Here is a 319-nt window from a genome sequence, read left to right as displayed (position 1 = left end):
TGGGCATCAACCCTTACCGCATGGTATCTTTCGTCCTGAGAGAGCATACGCTCGAAATTCTCACGATTCTCGGCACGGAAGATGGGATAAGCAAGCGGAGGGTCACGCAGCTGAACTTCTCTGTCCGTGATCTGCTCCACACGGAAAGCTGTATCGTCCAGATATACCGTGTCACCGACCTGATAATTCCATTTCGGTTCCTCGGAAGCAGTTGCTTCCACAACTTCGGCAGGCTCTGCCACAGGCGCTTCTGGATGAACCGTCTACATCGCAGCTACGGACTGACGAACTTCCTCCAAATAGTCATTGGCAAGCCATT

1 protein-coding gene is annotated in these 319 nt (G+C 52.4%); it reads right to left on the bottom strand.

The features are described from left to right. Positions 1 to 242 (bottom strand): hypothetical protein (locus tag P0G09_RS17045; RefSeq protein WP_275253261.1); only part of this gene is annotated, 242 nt, incomplete at its 3' end. Positions 243 to 319 lie beyond the last annotated feature (77 nt).

The organism is Faecalibacterium sp. DFI.5.82, assembly GCF_029076575.1.
GTDB lineage: Bacteria > Bacillota > Clostridia > Oscillospirales > Ruminococcaceae > Faecalibacterium > Faecalibacterium duncaniae.
Note: the sequence above shows the minus strand (reverse complement) of the source record. Positions and strands in the feature narration are given on the sequence as shown.